Origin of the sequence: Pseudomonas sp. MWU12-2029, from assembly GCF_023242425.1 — a bacterium.
GTDB lineage: Bacteria > Pseudomonadota > Gammaproteobacteria > Pseudomonadales > Pseudomonadaceae > Aquipseudomonas > Aquipseudomonas kribbensis.
This window is the reverse complement of record NZ_JALJDY010000010.1, coordinates 279,549-299,405: the sequence shown is the minus strand read 5'-3', so window position 1 is coordinate 299,405 and position 19,857 is coordinate 279,549. Positions and strand designations below refer to the sequence as shown.

The window sequence follows — 19,857 nt, the reverse complement described above, 5'->3', positions numbered from 1 at the left end:
AATAAATCCGTCCCCTTTTTTCGTCCCCTTTTTTCTGCTCGAAGGAAAGCTGCCAAGCAGGACGTTTAATAGGATTCTGGAGGCTGAACCTGGTATGGACAAGTATGAATTGGCTAATGTTTTCTTGGCGAGGTTTGATCGCTTGGACAGTAAAGTTCTGCCTGCGATATGGCACTGGAAAAGTGTTAGATCAATTAGAGGTATGTCGGACGAGCAATTCGATGAGACCGTGCTTGCTCTGATGAGGTCCGCAGGTTATAGGGTTTGAAAGGAAAGATGAAAAAGGGCGGTTCTGTTCCTTCACAATAACGGGAACGAAAGCCCAGGCACGATCCTGCTAATGGAGCGGTTGATGTGTAACTCCGAAAACTCAATGGTTGCAGCGCTTTTCAAATATCGCCACGGTGTAGGTGTTGCCTTGTTGGTGGCGGCACTCATAAACAGTTATTTTCAGTTCAATGGCAGTTGGGGACGTTTTTTCACTGTGCTCGCGGTTCAACTGTGGTTTGCGCAGGGGGTCTACTGCTACTTTTGCGGTGCGAGCATTTCAATTGCCCCGGGTGGGTTGGGAAGAGATGCTGATCCGCAATGGCGTGCTGCGTTGGCCGTCTTCGCCTTTGTTTTATACGCTGTGTTTTTCTTTCTGGATTATCAGTATTGATACTGGGATAAATCCATTCGAAAACGCCCCGAATTTATCGGGGCGTTTTCATTTGCCAGGCAGCAGACTTATCTAAACGCCGGCACCACATGCTTGATAAACAGCTCCAGCGACTTCTTCTTCTCCGCATGCGGCAAGCTGTTGTCGCACCAGAAACTGAACTCATCCACCCCCAGTTCCTGGTAGTACTTGATCCGTGGAATGATCTCTTCCGGCGTGCCGATCATCGCCGTCTTGTGCAGGCTCTCCAGCTCAAACTCCGGCCGACCGGCAAATTTCTCTTCCGGGCTCGGGGCGAGGAAGCCGTTCACCGGTACTTCCTTGTTGCCGAACCACGCATCGAAGGTGCGGTAGAAACGTGAAATCGCCTTGGCGCCGACCTTCCAGCCTTCCGGGTCATCCACTGAATGCACGTGGGTGTGACGCAGCACCATCAATTGCGGACGCGGCACGTCGGGATTGTTGTCCAGCGCGGTCTGGAATTTGTTTTTCAGGTCGAGGACTTCTTCATCGCCCTTCATCAGCGGCGTGACCATCACGTTGCAGCCGTTGGCCACGGCGAAGTTGTGAGAGTCCGGGTCGCGGGCGGCGATCCACATTGGCGGGTTCGGCTGCTGGATCGGTTTCGGCACGCTGGTGGAAGTGGGGAATTTCCAGATGTCGCCATTGTGGGCGTAGTCGCCTTGCCACAGGGCGCGGACCACCGGGACCATTTCCCGCAGCGCCTGGCCGCCGCTGGAAGCAGGCATGCCGCCGGCCATGCGGTCGAATTCCACCTGATAGGCACCACGGGCCAGGCCGACTTCCATCCGGCCGTTGCTGATCACGTCGAGCAGGGCGCATTCCCCGGCGACCCGCAGCGGGTGCCAGAACGGCGCAATGATGGTGCCGGCGCCGAGGTGAATGGTGGTGGTTTTGGCGGCGAGGTAGGCCAGCAGTGGCATCGGGCTTGGCGAGATGGTGTATTCCATGGCGTGGTGTTCGCCGATCCACACGGTGCTGAAACCGCCGGCCTCGGCCATCAACGTCAGTTCGGTCAGGTCTTCGAACAGTTGACGGTGGCTGACGCTTTCGTCCCAGCGTTCCATGTGTACGAACAGGGAAAATTTCATGACGCTACCTCGAATCTCTTGTGGTCGGCCGGTCGCATGCAGGCCTGTTTAAGTGCAATTGTGCGGATCAGGCGAAGGCGGGCAGGGCGCCCATCTTGCCGTGGCAATACACCAGCGGGCCGGCGTCCTGTTGGGGCACGATGAGGTTTTTCACCGCGCCGACCATGATCGCGTGGTCGCCGCCTTCGTATTCGCGCCACAGCTCACATTCGATGATAGCTGTCGCGTTGGCCAGGATCGGGTTGCCCAGTTCGCTCAGTGTCCACTCGATGCCCTGGGCCTTGTCTTTGCCTTTGCGGGCGAACGCATAGGCTTCGCTCTGCTGGCCGCCGGACAACACGTGAATGGCGAAGCGTTTGTTCTTGATCAGGACGGGATAGGAGTCGGAGCTGTAGTTGGGGCAGAACAGCACCAGGGCCGGGTCCATCGACAGCGAACTGAAAGCGCTGGCGGTCAAGCCGACGATCTGGCCGTCGTCATCAAGCGTGGTGATGACGGTGACGCCGGACGGGAACGAGCCCATGACTTGTTTGTAGACGGCAGCATCGATCATTGGTCAATCCTCGAGTGCGGTGAAGCGTGTTTTTATTCGTTTGTGGGTCTGATGGTATACCGTAATACATCGATTGCAAGCGCTTTTTTGGTGAAACGATAAACGTGGTGCATTCGTCGGAAACTCAACATTTACGGGGCTTTCGTCTAGCCGTAAAGCCTGGCTATCGGGGAGGATGCCGGATCAGTTGCCGCCGTAAACAGCGGATCAGTCTTGTGAAAATGTTGGAATACCATAATATGGTGTTCATCTGAGGGGCGGCCAAGAGCGTCCCCGGTTTGGCTTCATACAACGATAAGAACAGACCCAATCGAGTTCATATATGTCCCAGATGTCCCGGCAAGATCCGTTGATCGAGAATCACACGGTCGACTACGTCCCACTCGCGGAACGCCACGGGAAGGCCCGCGACCTTTTCACCCTTTGGTTCAGCACCAACATTGCGCCACTGCCCATCGTTACCGGTGCCATGGTGGTTCAGGTGTTTCATCTCGACCTGTTCTGGGGGCTGCTGGCGATTGCGCTGGGGCATATGATCGGCGGGGTGGTGATTGCCCTGGCGTCGGCGCAAGGCCCGCGCATGGGCATTCCGCAGATGGTGCAGAGTCGTGGCCAGTTCGGGCGTTATGGTGCTCTGCTGATCGTGTTCTTCGCAGCGATCATCTACATCGGTTTCTTCATTTCCAACATCGTGCTCGCAGGCAAATCCATCGTCGGCATAGCGCCGTCGGTACCGGCACCGTTGAGCATCCTGATCGGTGCCCTCAGCGCCACGGCCATCGGCGTGATTGGCTACAACTTCATTCATACGCTCAATCGCATCGGCACATGGGTGATGGGCAGTGCGTTGCTGGCCGGGTTCATCTACATCTTTGCCCATGAGTTGCCGGCAGACTTCTTCACCCGTGGCAGCTTCAATCTGTCCGGGTGGCTGGCGACGGTGTCGCTGGGGATAATCTGGCAGATCAGTTTCTCGCCGTACGTCTCGGACTATTCCCGCTACCTGCCGGCGGACATCGGTATCAGCAAGCCGTTTATCGCAACTTACCTGGGCGCCACGCTGGGCACGATTCTGTCGTTCACCTTCGGCGCAGTAGCGGTGCTGGCGACGCCGGAAGGCACCGAGGCGATGGCGGCGGTCAAGCAGTCCACCGGTTGGCTGGGGCCGATTCTGATGGTGCTGTTCCTGCTCAACATCATCAGCCACAACGCGCTGAATCTGTATGGCGCGGTGCTGTCGATCATCACCTCGATCCAGACCTTCGCCAGCCAGTGGACGCCGAGCATCAAGGTGCGGGTGATTTTGTCGAGCGTCGTGCTGGCGGGCTGCTGCGTGGTGGCGCTGGGGGCTTCGGCAGACTTCATCTCCGAGTTCATCGGCCTGATTCTGGCGTTGCTGCTGGTGTTGGTGCCGTGGGCGTCGATCAACCTGATCGACTTCTACTTGATCAAGCGCGGCAGCTACGACATCGCCTCGATCTTCCGCGCCGATGGCGGGATCTACGGGCGCTTCAATCTGCACGCGATCATTGCCTATTTCATCGGCATCATCGTGCAGCTGCCGTTTGCCAACACTTCGTTGTACGTCGGCCCCTACGCCAACCTGGTGGACGGCGCGGACCTGTCATGGCTGGTCGGCCTGATCGTGACGTGCCCGTTGTATTACTGCCTGGCGACGCGCGGGCAGACGCAGCAGAGCAGGGCGGCAAAGTTGGGTTTTACTGACTGACCGTTCGCCGTCTGTTCAAACAATGCCCGGCCACTCGCTGGGCATTGTCGTTTCAGTATTCTGACGGTCACTCAAATTGGCCATATCGATCCCCTTTTGGCCAATCGGCTACTGTGCGTCTTGTGCGCTTGTCGGCAAGAATCGAAGCCACAACAAGACGCTGCACCTTCCTTGCCCTTGGCTGACCTGACAGCCGCTGCCGTGTACAGAACATAAAAACCATCGACTCACGCTGCATTCGGGGAAACACAATATGGTCACGATGAAACGCATTCTGGGCGCTACTGTTTTCAGCCTGACGCTGCTGGCCGGCGCCGTTCAGGCCGAACAGCGCGAACTGCGGGTATACAACTGGGCGGATTACATCCTGCCGTCGGTGCCCAAGGACTTCGCCGCCAAAAGCAACATCAAAGTGACCTGGGACACCTTCGACACCAACGAATCCCTCGAAGCCAAACTGCTGACCGGCAACTCCGGCTACGACCTGGTGGTGCCGTCGAACCAGTTCCTCGATACGCAGATCAAGGCCGGCGTGTTCCAGAAACTCGACAAGTCCAAATTGCCGAACTGGAGTCACCAGGACCCGGCGCTGCTCAAGCTGCTCGATTCCAACGACCCCGGCAATCAGTACGGCGTGCCCTACATGGTCGGCACGGTGCTGATCGGTTTCAACCCGGCCAAGGTCAAGGCTGCGCTGGGCGAGAATGCGCCGGTGGACAGCTGGGATCTGGTGTTCAAACCGGAGAACATGGAAAAACTCAAATCCTGCGGCGTGGCGATGCTCGATTCGCCGTCGGAAATCCTTCCGCTGGCCCTGCATTATCTCGGTCTCGATCCAAACAGCCAGAACCCGGCCGACTATGAGAAAGCCAAGGACCTGATGCTCAAGGTTCGCCCCTATGTCACCTATTTCAACTCAGCCAAGTACATGACCGATATCGCCAACGGCGACATCTGCGTGGCCATCGGTTATTCCGGCAGCTTCTACCAGTTCGGCAACCGCGCCAAAGAGGCGAAAAACGGCGTGGTGGTCGACTGGCGCCTGCCGAAGGAAGGCGCGCCGATCTGGTTCGACACCTTCGCCATTCCGAAGAGCGCGAAGAACGTTGAAGAGGCCCACGAATTCCTCAACAACCTGCTGGATCCGAAGGTCATCGCTTCGATCAGCGACTTCCTCGGCTACCCGAATGCCAACAAGGACTCGCTGCCGCTGATCAACAAGGAAATTACCGGCAACCCGAACCTGACGCCGACCAGCGAGGCGTTGAAGACGCTGTATGTGGTGCAGCCATTGCCACAGAAACTTGAGCGGGTGCGGACGCGGGTGTGGACCAGCATCAAGTCCGATAAATAGGTTCAAAGCCGAGGGAGCGAATCCCGTTCGCTCCCTCGGCTGTTATTTCGCCTGACTTTCTTCTGGCGACTTGTCCTTCGTCAGCACCAGACTGAGCAACACCGACGCCAGTATCAGCCCGCCGACAATCGCCAGCGACCACTCCACCGGCATGTGAAACCACGGCATCGCCGTCATCTTCCCGCCGATGAACACCAGCACCAGCGCCAGGCCGTACTTGAGCAGATGAAAGCGGTCGGCCATGTCCGCCAGCAGAAAGTACAGCGCCCGCAGCCCCATGATCGCGAAGATGTTCGAGGTGAAAATGATGAACGGATCGGTCGTCACCGCGAAAATCGCCGGGATGCTGTCGACTGCGAACATCAGGTCGCTGGCCTCGATCAGCACCAGCACCAGAAACATCGGCGTGGCCCAGCGCACGCCGTTCTGCAGCACGAAAAAACGCTCGCCATGAAAACCGTTGGTGATCCGCAGATGTCCGCGCACCCAGCGCAGAAGCGGATTGTTATCGAGGTCCGGTTGCTGTTCGGCGAACACCAGCATCTTGATCCCGGTGATGATCAGGAACACGCCGAACACATACAGCAGCCAGGTGAACTGCGACACCAGCCACACGCCGGCAAAGATCATCGCCGCGCGCATCACGATCGCCCCGAGTACGCCGTACAGCAGCACCCGACGCTGCAACTCCGGCGGCACGGCGAAATAGCCGAAAATCATCACAAACACGAACATGTTGTCGATCGACAGCGATTGCTCGATCAGATAACCGGTGAGGAATTCCAGGGTCTTGACCTTGGCGACTTCGGGACCGAATTCGCCGTTGAGATACCACCAGAGCAACCCGGCGAAAGCCAGCGCCAGCATGCACCACGCAATCACCCAGGATGAGGCTTCACGTACCGAGACCCGATGGGCCTTGCGCCCGCCGAAGACAAACAGGTCAACGGCCAGCATGGCGAGGACAAAAACGATGAAGGCGGCCCACATCCAGGGTTCGCCGATGTTGATGGGGTGCATGTCGTTCTCCCTGTCTTTATGTTTTTCGGGGTAGACGGGGCCATGCTAGTAGGAGAATTCCGACGAAGAAAAATCGTTTATTTCGTGGGTATTGTTCGTGAATAACGAAGTGTCAGGTGAGATGGGCAGATGCGGGTAATACTTCATTCAACACTTCTTTGCTAACCTCGCTGTCGAGCCAGTCCATCACGCCAGGAGCGACGATCATCGACACGCCAGATCCTCAAGCCGTCTGCAGCCCGATCACCAGCGCTGCGATCTTCATTGTGGCGACCCTCAACGCCGAAGCCGAGGCGGCCGAAAAGGTCCGCGGCTGGTGCGCCGATATCGCAGGCCTGACACGCTCGGTCGGCAAGCGCGTGCCTTCGGGCAATCTGTCCTGCGTCTGCGGGTTTTCTTCCAGCGCCTGGGATCGTCTGTTCGGCAGTCCGCGACCGGCGTCGCTGCATGACTTTCGCGAATTCGGTGTAGAAGGGCGGCGTGCCGTTTCCACGCCGGGCGACCTGCTGTTGCACATTCGCGCGGATCAGATGGATCTGTGTTTCGAGCTGGCGACGCAACTGATGTCGGCGCTGGACGGCGCCGTGGCGGTGACCGACGAAGTGCAGGGTTTCCGCTATTTCGACATGCGCAGCATCATCGGTTTTGTCGACGGTACGGAGAATCCGGTCGGTCGCAAAGCCGAGCATTTCACCCTCGTAGGCGATGAAGATCAGACGTTCAGCGGCGGCAGTTATGTGCTGGTGCAGAAGTATTTGCACAACATGAAGGCGTGGAACGAATTGCCGGTCGAAGCGCAGGAACGGGTGATCGGGCGGACCAAGCTGTCCGATATCGAGCTGGATGACGCGGTCAAGCCGAGCAACTCCCACAGCGCGTTGACGACCATCACCAAGGATGGCGAAGAGGTGAAAATCCTGCGCGACAACATGCCGTTCGGCCGGCCCGGCGCAGGTGAATTCGGCACTTACTTCATCGGTTACGCGCGTTCACCGGAACCGCTGGAGCAGATGCTGGAAAACATGTTCGTCGGCAAACCGCCCGGCAATTACGATCGATTGCTGGACTTCAGCACGGCGGTCACCGGCAGTCTGTTCTTCGTGCCTTCGGCGGATTTGCTGGAAGAGCTGGCAGAGCGATAAAAAACGGCGGGATCAATTGATCCCGCCGTTTTGCATTTACTTGCCTGCCGCCAGTGCTGGCGTGCGTGGCGGCACCAGTCGTTTCGACCCGGTCGCTTCGAACGCCGCTGCCAGACGCAGCAACGTCGAGTCGTCATAGGCACGGCCGGCAAACGTCAGCCCCACCGGCATGCCGATGTCAGCCATCACGCCCATCGGCACGGTGACGGTCGGCACGCCGAGGTGGCGGATCGCGAGGTTGCCGTTGGCGACCCAGATGCCGTTGCTCCAGGCGATGTCCGCCGAGGCCGGGTTGACGTCGGCGTCCGCCGGGCCCACGTCGGCGTTGGTCGGGAACAGCACGGCGTCGAGGCCGAGGCGATCCATCCAGTCTTCGAGGTCGAGCTTGCGGGTCTTCTCCAGGCCGCGCAGACCGTCCGGCAGCGTCGGGATCTGATCCCACGGCGTGATGCCGCGTTCGGCCATGCGCACGTATTCGTCCATGCCGGCGGCGAGATCGCCTTCGCGGTTGGGCAGGGTGCCCGGGTCGTGCGGGAAGATTTTCGGCCCGTCGACATCTGCCAGTTGATTGAGTTTCGGGTCACCGTTGGCGCGCAGGAAGTCATCGAAGGCCCAGGCCGACAGGTCCCACAATTCGTGGTGCATGAACTCTTTGGAGACAATGTCGCGATTGAACACGGTCGGTGCGCCCGGACGATCGCCTTCGCAGTTGGAGACCAGCGGGAAATCCACTTCAATCACTTCGGCGCCGGCAGCCTCGAGGGCCTGGCGGGCCTGTTTCCACAGGTCGATCACCGAGGCGCGGGTGTTGATGCGCTGCCCGGTCGGACCGCCAATGCCCGGCGCTTCGCTGGTGCCGGCCTCAGGGTCGGCGTTGATGTACATGCGCGGCACGCCGAGGCGTTTGCCTGCCAGAGCATCACTTTTCACCGCCAGATCAAGGTAGGAAGCAGGGCGCACCGAGGCGACGCTCGGGATCGGCACCCAGGGTTGCAGGCGCCACAGGTCGCCACGGGTGTCGGTGTCTTCGGCGACGACTACGTCGAGGACTTCCAGCAGATCGGCCATGGTGCGCGCGTATGGCACCACCACGTCCATGGTCGGCGTCAGCGGCCAGTTGCCGCGCACCGAGATCACCCCGCGCGACGGCGTGTAGGCGCACAGGCCGTTGTTCGACGCCGGGCCGCGACCGCTCGACCAGGTTTCTTCCGCCAGACCGAATGCCGAGAAGCTTGCAGCAGTGGCGGTGCCGGCACCGTTCGACGAGCCGGAAGCAAACGGCGCAGTCAGATAAGCGGCGTTGTACGGACTTTCAGCGCGACCGTAGACCCCGCGCTGCATCCCGCCATTGGCCATCGGCGGCATGTTGGTCTTGCCCAGGCAGATCGCGCCGCCCGCACGCAGGCGCTCGATGGTGAACGCATCACGCTGGGCCACCAGATCGGCGAATGCCGGGCTGCCGGACGCAGCGGTCAGGCCTTTGACCAGATAGCTGTCCTTGGCGGTGTAGGGGATACCGTCCAGCGGACCGAGGGTTTCGCCCTTGGCGCGACGGGCATCGGACGCCTCGGCTTCCTTCAGGGCCTCGGGGTTGCGCACGATCACCGCGTTCAGGGCGGTGGCGGTTTGCGGGCCGTCATAGGCATCGATACGCGCCAGATAGGCCTGGACCAGTTCAACCGCGGTGGTCTGGCCGGATTCGAGCGCCGAGCGCAGTTGAGCAATGGAGACTTCAGTGACTTCGATCATGCTGTTACCGCCGACAGGTTCGCTAAAGGGTGGTTGATCATTGTTATCGTCGAAACGTGTCAATCATTCTTGATGGACGAAACTCTACCCTGAAGTTTGTCGATTGGCATGTCCTAATTCGATAAATATCGACAAAAATTAGCGAAAAAATTCTCCAGGCGTCTCGCCAAACTGCTGGCGAAAGGCTGCGATGAACGCCGATGTCGAATCATAACCGCAGGCCAGAGCCACTTCGGTGACCCGCTCGCCACGCTCCAGCGGTGTCAGCGCGCCCAGTAAACGCAAGCGCTGGCGCCATGCGCGGAAGGTCAGACCGGTATCACGCAAGAACAGCCGGCTGAGGGTTTTCTCAGTCACGCCGAGCTTTTCGCTCCAGTGACTGAGTGTGGTCTGCTGTTCCGGATGTTGCTCGAGACTTTGATAAATCTGCCGCAAACGGATGTCCTGAGGCAGTGGCAGCATCAGGTCGATTTGCGGGGCTTCGGCCAATTGATCGAGGATCACCTGTGCCAGGCGTCCGTGAGGGCCGCTCTGGTCATACTCGACAGGAATCTGACTGAAGGCCCGGATCAGCTCCCGCAAAAGATCGCTGACGCCGAGCACATGACAACGCTCCAGCGCCCAACCCGCCACGCTGCAATCGATGTACAGACTGCGCATTTCCGTGTGCGGCGAACTGAATACCCGATGCGGCACCCCCGCCGGAATCCACACGGCGCGCTCCGGCGGGGCGACGAAACGACCGGCGGCGGTCTGCACTTCGAGCACGCCCTGGATCGCGTAAGACAATTGCACCCATGGATGGCTATGGCGCCGGGTCAGGGCTCGATTGGGCAGCGATTCGGTGCGTCCGTATAACGGGCGCGGCAGGCTGGGCAGCCCGGGAATACTGCGTCTGACGCTCTTGTCATGTCCTTTTGGCGGCATCTTGCGGCTCTTCGGCGTTAGTCGGTAATTTCCAGTCACGTTAGAGTTGCTTCCACGTACTGGCAACCCCCGGATGAACAAACCATGACGCGCCCAAGATTCTTGCCCGACAACTTCACCCTGACCCTCGTCGCCGTGGTGCTGCTCGCCAGCTTCCTGCCGGCCAGCGGCCAGGTCGCGGTCGGCTTCGGCTGGCTGACCAACATTGCGATTGCGCTGCTGTTTTTCCTGCACGGCGCCAAGCTTTCCCGTGAATCGATCATCGCCGGCGCCGGTCACTGGCGCCTGCATCTGTTGGTGTTCGGCCTGACGTTTGTCCTGTTCCCGCTGCTGGGACTGGCGCTCAAACCGCTGTTGTCGCCGATGATCGGTGACAATCTTTACATGGGCATGCTTTACCTCTGCGCATTGCCGGCCACGGTGCAGTCGGCGATTGCCTTCACGTCGCTGGCCCGGGGCAATATTCCGGCGGCGATCTGCAGCGCGGCGGCGTCCAGTCTGTTCGGGATCTTTCTCACGCCATTGCTGGTGACGTTGTTGCTGAACGTGCATGGCGACGGCGGCTCGACCGTCGACGCGATCCTGAAGATCAGCGTGCAACTGCTGCTGCCGTTCATCGCCGGTCAGATCGCCCGCCGCTGGATCGGCGCCTGGGTCGGCCGCAACAAGAACTGGCTGAAATTTGTTGATCAGGGTTCGATTCTGCTGGTGGTCTACGGCGCGTTCAGTGAAGCGGTGAACGAAGGCATCTGGCATCAGATTCCGGTCATCGACCTGCTCGGTCTCGTGGTGGCCTGCTGCATTCTGCTGGGGCTGGTGCTGCTGGCGTCGACCCTGCTGGGCAAGCTGTTCGGCTTCAACCTGGAAGATCGCATCACCATCCTGTTCTGCGGCTCGAAAAAGAGCCTGGCCACCGGAGTGCCGATGGCCCAGGTGTTGTTTGCCGGCAGCACCATCGGTGTGCTGATTCTGCCGCTGATGTTGTTTCACCAGATCCAGTTGATGGTCTGCGCGGTGCTGGCGCAGCGTTATGCGAAACGCCAGGAGTCAGTGCAGGAACTGATGGCGCAGGTTGATCCTTGACAATCAGCGAACGGGCCATCGTGTTTGCAGATGCTCAAACAGATAGTCGGTAAATGCCTTGACCTTGGGGGTCATCGCGGCGCGCTCCTGCACGCAGGCGTAGATTTCGAGAGGGGCAGTGACGGCAAGGTTTGATCCGTCGCCGGGCTCAAGCAGCCGGACGAGTTCACCGGTTTCCAGGTAGGGTGCGGCAACGAATTCGGCCAGTCGCGCAATGCCCGCGCCATGAGCCGTCATCTGCGCCAGGGCATCGATGTCGTCGCTGATCCCGGTTGCATTGATCGGTGCTTCGAAGCGCCGCCCGTCGCGGATGAACCACCAGCGCAGGAAGCGCCCGTCCAGCGGGTAACGGAACGCAAGGCAGGCGTGCTGCGGAAGATCTTCCGGGGTAGCCGGGTAACCGGCCCTTCGCAGATAGCCGGGGCTGGCACAAATCACGAACGGCACTGACGCGACCTTGCGCGCGATGATGCCGTCCTCCAGTTGCGGCTCGATGCGCAGGCTCAGGTCGATACCTTCATGCAGGTGATTGATCTTGCGGTCGGTGGTCGAGAGCTCGAGCGTCAGCTGCGGGTAGCGCTCGGCGAAACCGGCAATGACCGGCGCCAGTACGTGGCGTCCGAATCCGGCGGTGGAGGCGATGCTCAAGTGGCCTTGAAGTTGCGTCTGGGGGTGGCTGATGGCGCTCTGCGCGGACTCAAGATCGAGCGCGATACGCTTCACTTTCTCGAAATACACCGATCCACTTTCGGTCAGCGCCATGCTGCGGGTGGTGCGTTGCAGCAGGCGAGTGTCGAGGTGAGCCTCCAGGCGGTTGAGCGTCTGGCTGACGGCGGCAGCGCTGACCCCGAGGACTTTTGCGGCGCCGACGATCGATCCCGCCTCAACGACTTTGATAAAGCAATCGATTGCACCCAGCAGATTCATGTGCGGATCCCGGCCACTGAATATTCATAAGATTGTGTTTATAAAGTCCTCACGACGATCCGTCTAGTTTCCGGATGGTCGGGTTGTTAGGGTGCTCGACGCCCGAGCATTTCAAACAACAAGGACCGACATGAATCAGCGACTTCCCTCAACCACCACCGCACTCAGCCCGCGTAAGCTGTCTGCCCGTGCCACGCCGTACGTGTTCGCGTTGTACATGGCGACCATCATGGCGTTCCTGATGTCACTGGTGATCACCGCGGCGAACTCCGGCATTGAGTCGGACTACCTTAGCAATGCACTGCACGCCTACAAACTGGCAATGCCCGTGGCGTTTTTGTGCATCCTGGTGGTCCGGCCAATCGTGGTGAAGCTGGTGGCGCTGACGGTGCACCCGCACCGCTGACGCAGGAACAAGCTACATCGCCCCGGAATATTTCACCGCTGCCGCCGCCCTCGACGGCACATTCAATGCCCGCAACAACGACGACACATGAATCCGCACCGTGAACGGGGAAATATCCAGTTCACGGGCGATTTCCTTGTTGGTCTTGCCTTGGGCAATCAGTCGCAGAACATCCTGCTGACGCGGGGTGAGGGCGGCGCCGGTTTCCAGCGGCAGCAGGCCCGACGGGGCGAATTTCACCAGTACTTCGCCTTCGCGGATCGCCAGGATGGCCTCGCCGATCTCGTCGGGGGCGATGTTCTTGCCGATGAAACCGTCGATGCCCGCCGCCATGACTTCGCCGATCAGCACCTCGTCATCCACCATCGACACCACGATCAGTGTGGTACGTGGCAGGCGCCGACGCAGTTCGCCGAGCTGGCTGACGCAAGTCAGGCCGGGGAAGCGCAGATCGAGGATCAAGGTGTCGGGTTCATCACCCGATGGCAGCAGGGCGAGCACCGCCTCCAGATCACCGGCTTCTTCAATCAGCGCTTCAGGCAACAGGCGCCGGACCGTGCGCACCATCGCTTCGCGAAACAGCGGATGATCGTCGGCTATGATGATTCGGCATGTCATGGCTCAACCCTCCCTGGGTCGACATTTCTCACGGCGTGCACCTTAGCACCGGGCGAAGGCGTTGCCTGTCGGTTCGTGCTGATTCTGACGATTGCCGCACAAGGACGTTCCCCATGAAGTTCGAAAAGAACACCGAGCTCGACCAGGCCAATCTGCGCATCATCATCGCCAGTATCGCGCTGGTTTACATGGGCGTGCTCGGTTTCCTGCCGGGCCAGCGCTTCGATACCTATCTGCCGGTGGTCACTTACATTGCCCTGTTTTTGCTGGCCTCCGTCGGGTTGCGTCAGGCCATCGTGCGTTGGCCGGGGCATTACCCGGCGCGACGGATCTTCGGCATGGTCCACGATTACACCGGCACCAGTTTCGGGCTGGTGGTCGGTGGCGAGGCGGCGTTGCCCATTTACGCGGTGATGGTCTGGGTCAACCTCGGCAACGGCATGCGCTATGGCTCGCGCTATCTGGCGATCGCCACGGTATTGGCATTGCTCGCGCTGCTGGCGGTCTATCGGTTGACGCCGTACTGGCAGGCGCAACCGTTCATGGTGTTGATGCTGATGATCACCAGCACGGTGATTCCGGTCTATGCGCACCTGTTGCTGGAGCGCACGCGCAAGGCTTCCGAAGAGGCGGTCGCGGCGAATCTTGAAAAGTCGCGATTCCTGGCCCAGGCCAGTCATGACCTGCGCCAGCCGATCCACTCCATCGGCCTGTTTACCGCGTGCCTGCGCGAATCGCGGCTGGGCGAGGATGAGCGGCGGCTGGTGGACAATATCGACCGGTCGCTGCTCAACGTGTCGCAGCTTTTCCGCTCGATCCTCGATCTGTACACCCTTGATAACGGCCGGGTTCAACCCAGGATGCAAACGCTGGAGCTGGGGCAGTGGCTGACGGAACTGATTCGCCAGAATGCCGAGGCTGCACGTTGGGCGGGTGTGGAATTGCGTCTGCACCGTTGCGAGCATTGGGTGCGCACGGATCCGGCCCTGCTGGCGACCATGGTGCAGAACGTGTTGTCCAACTGTTTCAAATATGGCGCGCAGCGGCCGGTGCTGGTGGGCGTGCGCAGAAAGGGCGCAGGGTTGGCCATCGTGGTGTATGACCGTGGCAGCGGCATCGCCGAGGAACATCTGCCCAGGGTTTTCGAGGAGTTTTATCGGGTTCGTCAATTGCGTGACAAGGACGTTGAAGGCGTGGGGCTGGGCCTGTCGATCGTCAAGCGGCTGGGGCAGATGATCGGTGTCGATGTGCGGATTCGTTCTCGGCTGGGGCACGGTACGGGCGTGACGCTGCAGGGGTTGTCACGGGTGGCGCCGCAGTTACCGGTCAACCGGGAGGAGGCTCGTCAGGTCGGATTGCTGACGGGGTTGAAGGTGTGTCTGGTGGAGGATGACCATAACGTTCTGCTGGCGACGTCGGCGTTGCTCGAACGTTGGGGCTGCGTCGTGCAGGCCGAGTTGACGGGGCAGGGGCTGGTCACCGACTGCGACATTATCGTCGCCGACTATGACCTTGGTTCGCACAGCACCGGTATCGAGTGCATCGATGACGTTCGTCGTCAGCGGGGTTTTGCGGTGCCGGCCATGATCATCACCGGGCATGACATCGAAAAAATCCAGGCGGCCCTGCATGACCGCCAGATAGCAATTTTGTCCAAACCGGTGCGCCCGGCCGAGCTGCGCGCGACCTTGCGTGCGCTGCGCGACCGGCAGACCGAAGCGGTCAGCGCTTACACAGATAGTCCTGCGTAATGGTGGTTTGCAGGCAGTTGTACTGGCCCATGGTGCGGCAGATGTTTTTCTCCGAGCCGGAGACTTCGGCGCTCTTGTAGCCCCAGACCTTGCAGCGGCCTTCAGCGGTGGCCAGACCTTGGGCAGCAGAGGTTTGCCCGCTTTCGAACTGGCCCAGTTCATAGGACACCTGGACGACGCCGTCGGTCTTGCTGCCGCCGGTGGCTTCCCATTGTTTCGGTGTGGCGCAGCCGGTGAGCACGACGGCGGCGAGGCTGAGGGTGGCGATGAGTGTTTTCATGATCGAACGGAATCCTTTACCGGATGAGAAGGCGGTGTAACGGTTTACTGGACCGGAATCGGCGACGCGCCTTTGGGCAGGCAGGACAGCGGAGGCGTCATGATGCCCATGCTGGCGACCGCGATGATCGCGCCGCTGGGCAGTTCGCAGTTGTATTCGCCGGCGGCGGTGTAGGCGGTGTAATACGTCAGGGTGCTGTCGTTGCGGATGTTGCCGATTTTGGAGACGGGCTTGCCGATGACGGTCTGGGCCCGTTCGCGCATGCTGTCTTCAGTGGGCTTGGCGGTCTGGCAACCGGTGGCGCCGACAAGCAGGGCACCGAGCACCGTGATTCTGGCGAAGTTGAGGTACAGGTTCATGGTGTTGCTTCCTTGGTGTTGTTGTTTTTCCAGGCACAACGATCCCGCGCACTGCGCAGCGGCAATGTTGGGGAGTGTCGGGGGTTGCGAGGGAATATAACGCCAGGGAACGGGGTGGTCGATTAGCACAAATGTGCTAGTGCGGCGCAACCGGCAGGCCGCCGGTCGCGCCGAACAGCATTACTGAGGGCTGTTGAACTGGTCTGAATAGCTGCCGGTCATGAGGGCAGACGCGACCTGATCGGAGCCCACGCCACGGCGAGAGTAGGCGAGCCGTCTGGCGTCCACCTTGTCTGCGCCATCGGAAGCGACTGCTCCAGCGCCCACATGATCGGCGCCATCGGAAGCGACTGCGCCAGCGCCCACATGGTCGGCCCCATCAGAGGCGACTGCGCCGGCGCCCACGTGATCTGCGCCATCGGAAGCGACTGCACCAGCGCCCACGTGATCGGCCCCGTCGGAAGCGACTGCACCAGCGCCCACGTGATCGGCCCCATCGGAAGCGACTGCCCCAGCGCCCACATGATCGGCACCATCGGAAGCGACTGCGCCAGCGCCCACGTGATCGGCCCCATCGGAAGCGACTGCCCCAGCGCCCACGTGATCGGCACCATCGGATGCGACTGCTCCAGCGCCTACATGGTCGGCGCCATCGGATGCGACTGCGCCAGCGCCTACATGGTCGGCGCCATCGGAGGCAACTGCACCAGCACCCACATGATCGGCACCGTCAGACGCGACGGCCTTGGCGCCAACGTGATCCGAACCATCCGAGGCAACCGAACCTGCGCCCACATGATCCGCCCCGTCAGACGCCACAGCCTGCGCCTGCGCCGCCCAGACTTCGGGCATCACCACCACTGTTGCCGCGACTGCCAGGACCATGCCTGACCAAAGCTTGTGTTTCATGATTTTCTCCACGACCCATCAGCCACCCAGCATCCGAGCATTCCCCGTCGGTTGACGGTGTGGCTCGTTGGCCCCGGGGTTAACCAGATTGGCGATTGGCACGGGCGCGCCGCGAGGCGCACGGGTGTCGACGTTTTGCATGAAACCTGAACAGCGAACTCGAAAAGTATAGTTCGCCCCGATCGGGTGGCAGGTCCGGGGAGCGCGAAGGCGATAGTCGGTTAACTTCCTTGCAGGCAAGCGCTAGAAGAAAATCAGTCTAAAAGCCGCGTAGCGCAAAGTGGCGTGTTTGCTAGGCTCAAGAATGTAGGCGAAGACGCAGACTGATGCGCAAGCGGATAGCGAGGAAGCGTTGGGCGCGTTCCGAAGGGTACACGGTTAGAAAGAACCCCGCGCTGGGTTCCAGCCCTTATGCCGTGTGAAGCAGCAGAGCACATTGCCTGTACTGTGGGAGTCCTGAGAAACCTCGTAAGCCAGAGACCAGCACTGGCCGCCTACTCGAACACCAAAGCCCGCTTCGTGCGGGCTTTGACGTTTCTGCGGGTTAGATGCTGGCCAGCGCTTGCGCCAGATCCGCACGCAGGTCCTCGATATCCTCTACGCCCACCGACAGGCGCACCAGGCTGTCACCGATGCCGAGCTTGGCGCGGGTTTCGGCCGGGATGGTGGCGTGGGTCATGATCGCCGGGTGCTCGATCAGGCTTTCCACGCCACCGAGGCTTTCGGCGAGGGCGAAAATCTGTACGTTCTCCAGGAAGCGTCGAGCACCTGCCAGATCACTGTTCAGATCCAGGGAAATCATCCCGCCGAAACCGCGCATCTGACGCTTGGCCAGTTCATGCTGCGGATGCGACTCCAGACCTGGGTAGTAGACGCGCTTGACCTGCGGCTGCTGCTCCAGCCAGCGCGCCAGCTCCAGCGCGTTGCTGCAATGACGCTCCATACGCAGCGCCAGGGTCTTCACACCGCGCAGCGTGAGGAACGCGTCGAACGGGCCGGAGATGGCACCGACGGCGTTCTGCAGGAAGCCCAGGCGCTCGGCCAGTGCTGGATTGTCACCGACTACCGCGATGCCGCCGATCACATCGGAGTGACCGTTCAGGTACTTGGTGGTCGAGTGCAGCACGATGTCGAATCCCAGCTCCAGCGGACGCTGGATCCACGGGCTGGCGAAAGTGTTGTCGGCCACGCAGATGATCCCGCGAGCCTTGCAGATGCGCGCAATGGCGGCGAGGTCGGACAGGCTCAGCAGCGGGTTGGTTGGCGTCTCCACCATGACCATGCGTGTGTCGTCCTGCAACGAGGCTTCGAACGCCGACAGATCGGCCAGATCGACGTAGCTGAAACGATGCCCGGCGCTGCGTTGACGCACTTTGTCGAACAGGCGGAAGGTGCCGCCGTACAGATCATTGCCGGACACGATGTGCGAGCCGGCATCGATCAGTTCGAGCACGGTGGAAATCGTCGCCAGCCCGGAAGCGAAGGCGAACGCCTGGGTGCCGCCCTCCAGATCCGCCACGCAACGCTCCAGGGCAAAACGCGTCGGGTTGTGCGAGCGGCCATAGTCGAAACCCTTGTGCACGCCGGGGCTGTCTTGCAGATACGTGGAGTTGGCGTAGATCGGCGGCATCAGCGCGCCAGTGGTCGGGTCCGGCGTCTGCCCGGCGTGGATCACGCGGGTGGCGAAACCCTGCGGGCGGGCGTTCTTGTCGTGCTGACTCATGCAAGGGATCTCCGTAGTTGGTTGAGCATGTCGACGCGGGTGATCAGGCCGTGGAAGCCCGAAGCGTCGGCAATGATCGCCACCAGGCCGCTGCTGAGCACGGCTTCCAGTTCAGCCAGGGTCGCGGCGGGGGCGAGGGTTTGCAGTTTGTCCGTCATCGCGCTGGCGACGGGTTTGCTGAAGAGCGAGGCGTCTTCGTGGACGCGCACCAGAATGTCCGATTCGTCGATCACGCCGACCAGTTGTTTGCCTTCCACCAGCACCGGCAGTTGCGAAACATCCGCCAGGCGCATGCGCTGGAACGCGGTCATCAGCGTATCGTCCGGGCCGACGCTGACGACTTTGCCGTCTTCGAAACGTCGGGCAATCAGGTCGCGCAGATCGCCGTAGCGTTTGCGCTGTAACAGGCCCTGATCGGTCATCCACTGGTCGTTGTAGACCTTCGACAGATAGCGCGTACCTGTGTCGCAGACGAAGCTGACCACGCGTTTCGGCACCGTCTGCTCACGGCAGTAACGCAGCGCGGCGGCGAGTAGGGTGCCGGTGGACGAACCACCGAGAATGCCTTCGGCTTTCAACAACTGACGGGCGTGATCGAAGCTTTCTTCGTCGCTGATCGAGTAGGCGCTGCGCACGCTCGACAGGTCGGTGATCGACGGAATGAAGTCCTCGCCAATGCCTTCCACCGCCCACGATCCAGCGGTGCCCAAGTGCTTGCTGCGGCTGTATTCAGCCATGACCGAACCGACCGGGTCGGCCAGGACCATCTCGAGGTCCGGTTGTACGCGTTTGAAGAAACGGGTCAGGCCGGTCAGCGTACCGGCGGAACCGACGCCGACCACGATGGCATCCAGATCATGCTCGGTCTGCGCCCAGATTTCCGGCGCGGTGCTGCATTCGTGGGCCAGCGGGTTGGCCGGGTTGTTGAACTGGTCGGCGAAGAAGGCGCCGGGAATGTCTTTCGCCAGACGGGCGGCGACGTCCTGATAGTACTCGGGGTGACCCTTGCCGACATCGGAGCGGGTGATGTGCACTTCGGCGCCCATGGCCTTGAGGTGCAGGACTTTTTCCGTGGACATCTTGTCCGGCACCACCAGCACGACGCGGTAGCCCTTGGCGCGGCCCACCAGTGCCAGGCCCAGGCCGGTGTTGCCGGCGGTGGCTTCAACGATCGTGCCACCGGGTTGCAGGCGACCGTCGCGTTCGGCGGCGTCAATCATCGCCAGGCCGATACGATCCTTGATCGAGCCGCCGGGGTTCTGGGATTCGAGCTTGAGAAACAGGGTGCACAGACCGGTATCGAAGCGGGTGACTTGTACCAGCGGAGTATTGCCGATCAGCCCAAGTACGGCAGGGCGTGATTCCTTTGACATTTCTTCACCTCTTTGTGGTGTTGATCGCGTTCCATTCGCGGGGGAAAAGCTCGCGTGCAACATAGGCGCAGACATCAACTGTCGCAACCATTAGTCAGCGTGCAATTCAGCCATTTCGATCTAACCATAGAACGAAATCAGAGAAGGGAAGGAAGCGATTTACCGAGGTTTACACAGAGGC

General features: G+C 60.6%; 20 protein-coding genes. 9 read left to right on the top strand and 11 right to left on the bottom strand.

Annotated features, from left to right (window positions below):
* A partial coding sequence (locus M5B44_RS24090; protein WP_248740730.1) for a hypothetical protein occupies positions 1-268 on the top strand: 268 nt, incomplete at its 5' end.
* Between the two features lie 84 nt (positions 269-352).
* Positions 353-661, top strand: a complete 309-nt coding sequence (locus M5B44_RS24085; RefSeq protein ID WP_248740729.1) for a hypothetical protein — start codon at positions 353-355, stop codon at positions 659-661.
* A gap of 68 nt (positions 662-729) precedes the next feature.
* Here M5B44_RS24085 and M5B44_RS24080 read toward each other — a convergent pair whose 3' ends face one another.
* Together M5B44_RS24080 and M5B44_RS24075 are read right to left on the bottom strand one after the other, a co-directional pair.
* A complete protein-coding gene (locus M5B44_RS24080) occupies positions 730-1,773 on the bottom strand; it encodes an LLM class flavin-dependent oxidoreductase (protein WP_114883637.1) in 1,044 nt (347 codons plus the stop codon).
* 67 nt (positions 1,774-1,840) lie between these two features.
* Entirely contained in the window at positions 1,841-2,326 is a 486-nt protein-coding gene (locus M5B44_RS24075; RefSeq protein WP_007950450.1) for a flavin reductase family protein, read from the bottom strand.
* Between the two features lie 322 nt (positions 2,327-2,648).
* Here M5B44_RS24075 and M5B44_RS24070 point away from each other — a divergent pair, with 322 nt between their 5' ends.
* Positions 2,649-4,055, top strand: a complete 1,407-nt coding sequence (locus M5B44_RS24070) for a purine-cytosine permease family protein (RefSeq protein WP_248740728.1) — start codon at positions 2,649-2,651, stop codon at positions 4,053-4,055.
* Positions 4,056-4,308: 253 nt separating this feature from the next.
* Positions 4,309-5,409, top strand: a complete 1,101-nt coding sequence (locus M5B44_RS24065) for a polyamine ABC transporter substrate-binding protein (protein WP_134826430.1) — start codon at positions 4,309-4,311, stop codon at positions 5,407-5,409.
* A 42-nt stretch (positions 5,410-5,451) separates the two neighbouring features.
* Here the strand turns inward: M5B44_RS24065 and M5B44_RS24060 are convergent, their stop codons facing one another.
* Complete coding sequence (locus M5B44_RS24060) at positions 5,452-6,429, bottom strand: TerC family protein (protein WP_248740727.1); 978 nt, start codon at positions 6,427-6,429, stop codon at positions 5,452-5,454.
* 203 nt (positions 6,430-6,632) lie between these two features.
* On the opposite strand from M5B44_RS24060, the gene M5B44_RS24055 reads away from it, so the two are divergent.
* Positions 6,633-7,571: a Dyp-type peroxidase gene (locus M5B44_RS24055; protein WP_412546979.1), complete on the top strand. Its 939-nt coding sequence runs from the start codon at positions 6,633-6,635 to the stop codon at positions 7,569-7,571.
* Positions 7,572-7,607: 36 nt separating this feature from the next.
* On the opposite strand, the gene M5B44_RS24050 is transcribed toward M5B44_RS24055, so the two are convergent.
* Positions 7,608-9,320, bottom strand: a complete 1,713-nt coding sequence (locus M5B44_RS24050) for an amidase (protein ID WP_248740726.1) — start codon at positions 9,318-9,320, stop codon at positions 7,608-7,610.
* Positions 9,321-9,458: 138 nt separating this feature from the next.
* The gene (locus tag M5B44_RS24045) at positions 9,459-10,247 is read right to left on the bottom strand and encodes an AraC family transcriptional regulator (protein ID WP_248740725.1); all 789 of its coding nucleotides are present in this window, start codon (positions 10,245-10,247) and stop codon (positions 9,459-9,461) included.
* Positions 10,248-10,331: 84 nt separating this feature from the next.
* Here M5B44_RS24045 and M5B44_RS24040 point away from each other — a divergent pair, with 84 nt between their 5' ends.
* A complete protein-coding gene (locus M5B44_RS24040) occupies positions 10,332-11,330 on the top strand; it encodes a bile acid:sodium symporter family protein (RefSeq protein WP_114883627.1) in 999 nt (332 codons plus the stop codon).
* Positions 11,331-11,333: 3 nt separating this feature from the next.
* On the opposite strand, the gene M5B44_RS24035 is transcribed toward M5B44_RS24040, so the two are convergent.
* Positions 11,334-12,257: a LysR family transcriptional regulator gene (locus M5B44_RS24035; RefSeq protein ID WP_248740724.1), complete on the bottom strand. Its 924-nt coding sequence runs from the start codon at positions 12,255-12,257 to the stop codon at positions 11,334-11,336.
* A 130-nt stretch (positions 12,258-12,387) separates the two neighbouring features.
* On the opposite strand from M5B44_RS24035, the gene M5B44_RS24030 reads away from it, so the two are divergent.
* Entirely contained in the window at positions 12,388-12,663 is a 276-nt protein-coding gene (locus M5B44_RS24030; RefSeq protein WP_248740723.1) for a DUF2798 domain-containing protein, read from the top strand.
* A 12-nt stretch (positions 12,664-12,675) separates the two neighbouring features.
* Here M5B44_RS24030 and M5B44_RS24025 read toward each other — a convergent pair whose 3' ends face one another.
* Positions 12,676-13,281 carry a LuxR C-terminal-related transcriptional regulator gene (locus M5B44_RS24025; protein WP_248740722.1) on the bottom strand — a complete coding sequence of 202 codons (606 nt, stop codon included), beginning with the start codon at positions 13,279-13,281 and terminating at the stop codon, positions 12,676-12,678.
* 113 nt (positions 13,282-13,394) lie between these two features.
* Between M5B44_RS24025 and M5B44_RS24020 the strand changes: the two genes are divergently transcribed.
* Positions 13,395-15,032 (top strand): hybrid sensor histidine kinase/response regulator, encoded by a 1,638-nt coding sequence (locus tag M5B44_RS24020; RefSeq protein WP_248740721.1) that lies wholly within the window; start codon positions 13,395-13,397, stop codon positions 15,030-15,032.
* Here M5B44_RS24020 and yecR read toward each other — a convergent pair.
* Together yecR and M5B44_RS24010 are read right to left on the bottom strand one after the other, a co-directional pair.
* Positions 15,004-15,312: a YecR family lipoprotein gene (yecR, locus tag M5B44_RS24015; RefSeq protein ID WP_007950440.1), complete on the bottom strand. Its 309-nt coding sequence runs from the start codon at positions 15,310-15,312 to the stop codon at positions 15,004-15,006. The genes M5B44_RS24020 and yecR overlap by 29 nt on opposite strands.
* A 44-nt stretch (positions 15,313-15,356) precedes the next feature.
* Complete coding sequence (locus tag M5B44_RS24010; RefSeq protein WP_248740720.1) at positions 15,357-15,671, bottom strand: hypothetical protein; 315 nt, start codon at positions 15,669-15,671, stop codon at positions 15,357-15,359.
* Positions 15,672-15,998: 327 nt separating this feature from the next.
* Between M5B44_RS24010 and M5B44_RS24005 the strand changes: the two genes are divergently transcribed.
* On the top strand, positions 15,999-16,562 hold the full coding sequence (locus M5B44_RS24005) for a hypothetical protein (protein ID WP_248740719.1): 564 nt from the start codon (positions 15,999-16,001) through the stop codon (positions 16,560-16,562).
* A gap of 562 nt (positions 16,563-17,124) precedes the next feature.
* On the opposite strand, the gene M5B44_RS24000 is transcribed toward M5B44_RS24005, so the two are convergent.
* Both M5B44_RS24000 and M5B44_RS23995 read right to left on the bottom strand, forming a co-directional pair.
* Positions 17,125-18,303, bottom strand: coding sequence for a cystathionine gamma-synthase (locus M5B44_RS24000; protein WP_085711347.1), 1,179 nt, complete (start codon positions 18,301-18,303; stop codon positions 17,125-17,127).
* Complete coding sequence (locus M5B44_RS23995) at positions 18,300-19,676, bottom strand: pyridoxal-phosphate dependent enzyme (protein WP_248740718.1); 1,377 nt, start codon at positions 19,674-19,676, stop codon at positions 18,300-18,302. Before M5B44_RS23995 ends, M5B44_RS24000 begins: the two co-directional genes overlap by 4 nt.
* Positions 19,677-19,857: the final 181 nt, after the last annotated feature.